This window comes from Streptomyces aurantiacus, from assembly GCF_001418335.1.
Lineage (GTDB): Bacteria > Actinomycetota > Actinomycetes > Streptomycetales > Streptomycetaceae > Streptomyces > Streptomyces aurantiacus.
The window spans coordinates 1-6,519 of the sequence record NZ_LIPP01000401.1; the positions used below are offsets into that span (position 1 = coordinate 1).

Here is a 6,519-nt window from a genome sequence, read left to right on the forward strand (position 1 = left end):
GTGTTGGCGTTGCGACGGGGGTCGTTGGGGGTGTCGGTCGGCTGACGGCCGGTGGGGGCTTGTCGCGCAGTTCCCCGCGCCCCTGAAAGCGGGGCTGCGCCCCAGCTTCCGTCTTCGGGGGCGCGGGGAACTGCGCGACCGGCCCCCACCGGCCCGCAGCCACAGTCCGGCCCGCAGCCGCAGCCGCAGCCGCCGTCGGGGACCGTGTCGTGGAAAAGGATGAAGGCGAACCCGGCGCCCGATATCTTGATCACCATGCCGACCAGCCCGGCAGCCAGTCCGCTGCCCAACTCACGGACCGAGTCCGACGGTTCGGCCGTCATCCGGGTCCTCAGTTACAACATCCGGTCCATGCGGGACGACACCGCCGCACTCGCCCGGGTGATCGCCGCCTGCGAACCGGACCTCGTCCTGGTCCAGGAAGCCCCCCGTTTCTTCCGCTGGCGCAAGAAGCTGGCCCGCCTGGCGGCGGCCTCGGGACTGGTCCTGCTCTCCGGCGGCGGCACCGCGTCAGGACCCGCCCTCCTGTGCTCCCTGCGCGCCACGGTCGAGCGCACCGAGGACGTGCTGCTCCCGCTCACCCCGGGCCTGCACCGGCGCGGCTTCGCCACCGCGGTCGTACGGTTCGGGGGCGCCCGCCTCGGCGCACTGAGCTGCCATCTCTCCCTGCAGAAGGACGAGCGCCAGGAGCAGGGCGGCATGCTCCTCGACCGCCTCGCCGCACTGGACACCCCGTACGCCGTCGTGGGCGGCGACCTCAACGAGCGCCCGGACGGCCGCACGTTCGGGCGACTCGCGGCGGAGCTGCGGGACGGCTGGGCCGCGGCCCCCTGGGGCGGGGAGCACACCTCCACGCCCAGCAGGCCTCACCAGCGCATCGACGCGCTCTTCGCCACGGCGGGCGTGGAGATCCTGGGCTGCGGCGTGCCCGTGGGGCACCCCGGAGTGACCGAGGCGGATCTGCGGGCGGCCACGGACCACCTCCCGGTCCTGGCCGCTCTCAGAATCCCGGCCGCCTGATGCCGGTCGTATGATTCCGCCGTCTTCAGACCACCGCGCCGCGCCCCGGGTCGTCCTCGTCCTCCTCGTCGCCGCGCATCCGCGCCACCAGCGTGACGAAACCACCGAGGAAGCCGCCGATGCCGAGCGTGGTGAGCCACCACGTCATCTCCCAGCCGAGCAGGACCGCGAGCAGGAGCAGCAGCGGGCCGCCGATCACGCCCAGCCAGGCGAACCTGGCCGTCGCGTCCCCGGTGGGCAGCGGGGGCGGCTCGGGCGGCACGAAGTGGCCCTCGTCGTCCTCGTCGAAGTCCTCCTCGGCCGGGTCGGGCGCCGCGTAGTCGCGCGGACCGCCGACGCCGGGCGCGAACGCGACCGAACTGCCGAGCGGCTTCTCGGCCTCGGTCGCGGGCTTGTCGTCCGCCTCGGCCTCCGGGTCCGTGGCGTCCGTACCGCCCTTGTGCCCCGTACCGCCCTTCTGCCCCTTGGCACCCTTGGCGCCCTTGGGTGTCCCGGCGGTCTTCGTGTCGGAGTCGCCCGAGCCGCTGCCGCCGCCGGCGTCGTTCGTCTCGGGTTCCAGGAGCGCCAGGTCCTCCACCGACTTGAACGGCTTGGCACCGGGCGGGTCCGGCGGTTCGTCGCCGTACCCCGCAACGATGGCATCCCAGGCCGCCGCCTCGTCGAACGACGGGCCCTGCTGCTCCCCTTCGGGTAGCGCGTCCCTCTCGTCGGGCTCACGGTCCGCGTCGTGCTCAGCCACCAGTGGCCGTCCCTTCCTGCTGACCCGCCTGGCCCGCGCCGGCCTCCTTGCCGGCAGCGGGTGCGAGCCGGGAGACGAAGGCGAAGCTCTCCTCGAAGATCCGGTCCGCGTCGTGGTCCAACGTCGCGACGTGGTAGCTCTGTTCCAGAAGTATCTCCGTCACATCCACGGACGACACCCGGCTGAGGACACGAGCCGAATCGGCGGGCGGCACGACATGGTCCCGCGGGCTGCGCAGGAGCAGCATCGGCTGGGTCACCTGCGGCAGTTCACCGTCGAGCAGCCGGTAGAAGTTACGCATCGAGTGGGCCGCGTGCAGGGGCACCTTGTCGTAGCCGATCTCGATGCCGCCGTCCTTGGCGATGTCGCTGGTGATGCCGGCCACCGTCCTGACGAAGTGCCGGACCACCGGCAGGGCGTACGCCGTGAGGCCGTGCACCTTGTTCGCCGGATTGACGACCACGATGCCGCTGACCTCGTCCCCGTGCTTCGCGGCGAGCCGCAGGGCGAGCGCGCCGCCCATGGAGAGGCCGAAGACGAAGATCTGGGAGCAGCGCTCGCGCAGGGCGCGCAACTCGCGGTCCACCTCCGCGTACCAGTCCTGCCAGCCGGTGAGCTGCATGTCCTCCCAGCGCGTGCCGTGCCCGGGGAGCAGCGGCAGCGCGACGGTCAGACCGCGCTCGGCGAGATACTCCGCCCAGGGGCGCAGCGACTGCGGGGAACCGGTGAAGCCGTGGCAGAGGAGGACCCCGACCTCTCCGCCCTCGTGGTGGAAAGGCTCAGCTCCGGGAAGGACCGGCACCTTCGGTCTCCTGTTCGTTCAAGGGCGACGCGACGATCACCCCGAAGCTTCGAGGCGTACTTCACCGTACGCGACGGCACTGACACCGACCAGGGCCGTCGGGCCCATTGGCAGTGCCCCGGGTTAAGGTCTGATCGACAGATACGGGAGGCACTCGGGTGATCTACGGCGCAATGAAGTTTTTCGTCGGAGGGCCCCTCAAGCTCGCCTTCAGGCCCTGGGTGGAAGGCCTTGAGAACGTTCCCGCCGAAGGCCCGGTCATCCTGGCGAGCAATCACCTGTCGTTCTCGGACTCGTTCTTCCTGCCCGCGGTCCTCGACCGCAAGGTGACCTTCATCGCGAAGGCCGAGTACTTCACCACGCCGGGCGTCAAGGGCCGGATGACGGCGGCCTTCTTCAAGGGCGTCGGCCAGCTGCCGGTGGACCGGTCCGGCGGGCGGGGCGCGGGTGAGGCGGCGGTCAAGAGCGGCGTCGACGTCATCGAGCGCGGTGAGCTGTTCGGCATCTACCCGGAGGGCACGCGGTCCCCCGACGGCCGCCTCTACCGGGGCAAGCCCGGCGGCCTCGCGCGCGTGGCGCTCGCCACCGGGGCGCCCGTCGTCCCGGTCGCCATGATCGACACCGAGAAGATCCAGCCGCCCGGCAAGGTGATGCCCAAGCTGATGCGCCCGGGTATCCGTATCGGCAGGCCGCTGGACTTCAGCCGCTACAACGGCATGGAGCATGACCGTTTCGTCCTGCGCGCGGTGACCGACGAGGTCATGTACGAAATCATGAAGCTCTCCGGCCAGGAGTATGTCGACATGTACGCGACGGCCGCCAAGCGGCAGATCGCGGAGGCGGCGAAGGCACAGAAGCAGGCGCAGAAGGAACAGGCGCAGAAGGACCAGGGACACAAGGAGCCGGGACACAAGGAGCAGGCCGACAAGGAGCAGGCCGGCTCCTAGACGCGGCCGCCGTGGGATGGGGTAGTGGGGGACATGGCCAAGCGCGAGAAAGTCATGAGAATGTCGGTCGAGCAGCCGCTGTGGCGCGCGCTCACCGGGTACCGCGTCCTGACGCTGTTCTACGCGATCGGCCTCTTCGTCACGCACTACGACAAGTTCGTCCGACCCGAAGTGGCCATCGGCTTCTATGTGGTGCTCACCGTCTGGACCTTCGCGACGCTGCCCCGGGTCGCGAACGCAGCGGGCTGCACCAAGCGCTTCCTCGCGGCCGACCTGACCATCGCCCTCACCGGCATCCTGCTCACCCCGGTCGCGGACGCCCACGAGCGGATCGTGGAGGGCGGTCCGACCCTCCCGTCGATATGGACCGCGGGCTCCGTGCTGGCGTTCGCGATCAAGGGCGGCTGGCGCTGGGCGGCCTTCGCCTCGGCCCTCGTCGGCGTCGCCAACGTCGTGCAGCGCGGCGCGCTCAGCCAGGACACCCTCCACAACGTCCTGCTGGTCTGGGTCTCCTCCATCGCCATCGGGTACGTGGTCGAGGTCGCCCGGGCCTCCGAGCGCACCCTGGCCCGCGCCCTGGAGATCGAGGCGACGACGCGCGAGCGGGAGCGGCTCGCCCGTGACATCCACGACGGCGTCCTCCAGGTACTCGCCATGGTGCAGCGGCGCGGTTCCGCCCTCGGCGGGGAGGCCGCAGACCTGGGCCGCCTCGCCGGCGAGCAGGAGGTGGCGCTGCGCACGCTGGTCTCCGGCGGCCTCGTACCCGTGTCGCGGGTCTCGGAGGACGTGACCGAGGGCGCCGTCGTGCGCGCGGTGGACGAGCCGGACCCGCAGGACGACTCCGCCCCCTGCGACCTGCGCCCGCTGCTCGCCCCGTACGCCACCGCGCAGGTGACGTTCTCCGAGCCGGGCGCCCCGGTGCCGCTGGCGGCCGGGGCGGCGAGGGAACTGGCCGCCGCCGTCGGTGCCGCCCTGGACAACGTCCACCGCCACGCGGGCGACCGGGCCCGCGCGTGGATCCTGGTCGAGGACGAGCCGGACGCGGTGATCGTGACCGTACGCGACGACGGACCCGGCATCCCCGAGGGGCGGCTCGCCCAGGCCGAGGGGGAGGGGCGCCTCGGGGTGGCCCTGTCGATCCGCGGCCGGCTGCGCGAGATCGGGGGCACGGCCGAGCTGATCTCGGTGCCGGGGCAGGGCACGGAGGTCGAACTGAAAGTACCGAAGGACGTGGACGTGGACGTGCAGGACCCGAAGGCCTCGAAGGGGCCGCAGGGCGCGCGGGGGAAGGCGGAGAAGGCATGACCGAACGACAGGACAAGGGCCGGGGTCAAAACCAGAACCGGGACCAGAACCGGGACCGGGACCCGATCAGGGTCATGGTGGTCGACGATCACCCCATGTGGCGTGACGCGGTCGCCCGTGACCTGGCCGAGGCCGGGTTCGACGTGGTCGCGACCGCGGGCGACGGCGAACAGGCGGTGCGCCGCGCGCAGGCAGTGGGGCCCGACGTCCTCGTGCTGGACCTGAACCTGCCCGCGAAGCCAGGTGTGCAGGTGTGCAAGGAACTCGTCGGCCTCAACCCCGCCCTGCGCGTCCTGGTCCTCTCCGCGAGCGGCGAGCACGTCGACGTCCTGGAGGCGGTCAAGTCGGGAGCCACCGGCTATCTGCTCAAGTCGGCCTCCACGGAGGAGCTGACCGACGCGGTGCGCCGCACGGCCGTCGGCGACCCCGTGTTCACCCCGGGCCTCGCGGGCCTGGTCCTCGGTGAGTACCGCAGACTCGCCTCCGACCCGGGGCCCGCCACGGGCGGCGACGAGCCCAGGGCCCCGCAGCTCACCGACCGCGAGACCGAGGTGCTCCGGCTGGTGGCCAAGGGCCTGAGCTACAAGCAGATCGCCGAGCGCCTCGTCATCTCCCACCGCACCGTGCAGAACCACGTCCAGAACACCCTGGGCAAGCTCCAGCTGCACAACCGCGTGGAATTGGTGCGCTATGCCATAGAGCGGGGTCTCGACGACGCGTAAACCCACCGATACCCACCATCGAGTGAAGGCGAGTGATCAACGAGTGATCAACACCCGCACATTTCACCGGAATTGACCTTCCGCCCTCTGCTGAAGTGACCTGGATCACTATTAGCGTGAGTCCCGTCAGCCAACCGCGGCGAAGGGACTTTCCATGCGGGTCGGAGTACTGACCGGAGGCGGCGACTGCCCCGGGCTCAATGCCGTCATCCGGGCGATCGTCCGCAAGGGCGTGCAGGAGTACGGCTATGACTTCACCGGCTTCCGGGACGGCTGGAAGGGGACGCTGGAAGGCGACGTCGTCCGGCTCGACATTCCCGCCGTGCGGGGCATCCTGCCCCGCGGCGGCACCATCCTCGGCTCCTCGCGCACCAACCCCCTCAAAGCCGAGAACGGCATCCGCCGGATCAAGGAGAACCTCGCCAAGTGCGAGGTGGACGCCCTGATCGCGATCGGCGGCGAGGACACCCTCGGGGTGGCGGCGCGGCTCACCGACGAGTACGGGGTGCCCGTCGTCGGCGTACCGAAGACCATCGACAACGACCTGTCCGCCACCGACTACACCTTCGGATTCGACACCGCCGTCGGCATCGCGACCGAGGCGATCGACCGGCTGCACACCACCGCCGAGTCGCACATGCGGGTGCTGGTGTGCGAGGTGATGGGCCGCCACGCGGGCTGGATCGCGCTCCACTCGGGCCTCGCGGGCGGTGCGAACGTCATCCTCATCCCCGAGCAGCGCTTCGACGTCGAGCAGGTCTGCGCCTGGGTGACCTCGCGCTTCAAGGCGTCGTACGCGCCGATCGTGGTCGTCGCCGAGGGGGCGATGCCCAAGGACGGCGACCTGGTCCTCAAGGACGGTTCGCTGGACTCCTTCGGGCATGTCCGGCTCTCCGGTGTGGGGGAGTGGCTGTCCAAGGAGATCGAGCGCCGCACCGGCAAGGAGGCGCGGACGACGGTGCTCGGGCACGTCCAGCGCGGGGG

7 protein-coding genes are annotated in these 6,519 nt (G+C 71.0%); 5 read left to right on the forward strand and 2 right to left on the reverse strand.

Annotated features, from left to right (window positions below; all coding sequences use genetic code 11):
- The first annotated feature begins 255 nt into the window (after positions 1-255).
- Positions 256-1,020 (forward strand): endonuclease/exonuclease/phosphatase family protein, encoded by a 765-nt coding sequence (locus AOK01_RS36675; RefSeq protein ID WP_055519409.1) that lies wholly within the window; start codon positions 256-258, stop codon positions 1,018-1,020.
- 25 nt (positions 1,021-1,045) lie between these two features.
- Here AOK01_RS36675 and AOK01_RS36680 read toward each other — a convergent pair whose 3' ends face one another.
- Positions 1,046-1,759, reverse strand: a complete 714-nt coding sequence (locus AOK01_RS36680; RefSeq protein ID WP_055519400.1) for a hypothetical protein — start codon at positions 1,757-1,759, stop codon at positions 1,046-1,048.
- Complete coding sequence (locus tag AOK01_RS36685) at positions 1,752-2,561, reverse strand: alpha/beta hydrolase (protein ID WP_055519402.1); 810 nt, start codon at positions 2,559-2,561, stop codon at positions 1,752-1,754. The genes AOK01_RS36680 and AOK01_RS36685 overlap by 8 nt, the downstream gene beginning before the upstream one ends.
- A 173-nt stretch (positions 2,562-2,734) precedes the next feature.
- On the opposite strand from AOK01_RS36685, the gene AOK01_RS36690 reads away from it, so the two are divergent.
- The 4 genes from AOK01_RS36690 to AOK01_RS36705 all read left to right on the forward strand — a co-directional run.
- Positions 2,735-3,508, forward strand: coding sequence for a lysophospholipid acyltransferase family protein (locus AOK01_RS36690; RefSeq protein ID WP_055519411.1), 774 nt, complete (start codon positions 2,735-2,737; stop codon positions 3,506-3,508).
- A 33-nt stretch (positions 3,509-3,541) separates the two neighbouring features.
- Positions 3,542-4,813, forward strand: a complete 1,272-nt coding sequence (gene macS, locus AOK01_RS36695; protein WP_213862202.1) for a MacS family sensor histidine kinase — start codon at positions 3,542-3,544, stop codon at positions 4,811-4,813.
- Positions 4,810-5,535, forward strand: a complete 726-nt coding sequence (locus tag AOK01_RS36700) for a response regulator (protein ID WP_055519405.1) — start codon at positions 4,810-4,812, stop codon at positions 5,533-5,535. The genes macS and AOK01_RS36700 overlap by 4 nt, the downstream gene beginning before the upstream one ends.
- Before the next feature lie 154 nt (positions 5,536-5,689).
- On the forward strand, positions 5,690-6,519 hold an 830-nt coding region (locus tag AOK01_RS36705; protein WP_055519407.1), incomplete at its 3' end, for an ATP-dependent 6-phosphofructokinase.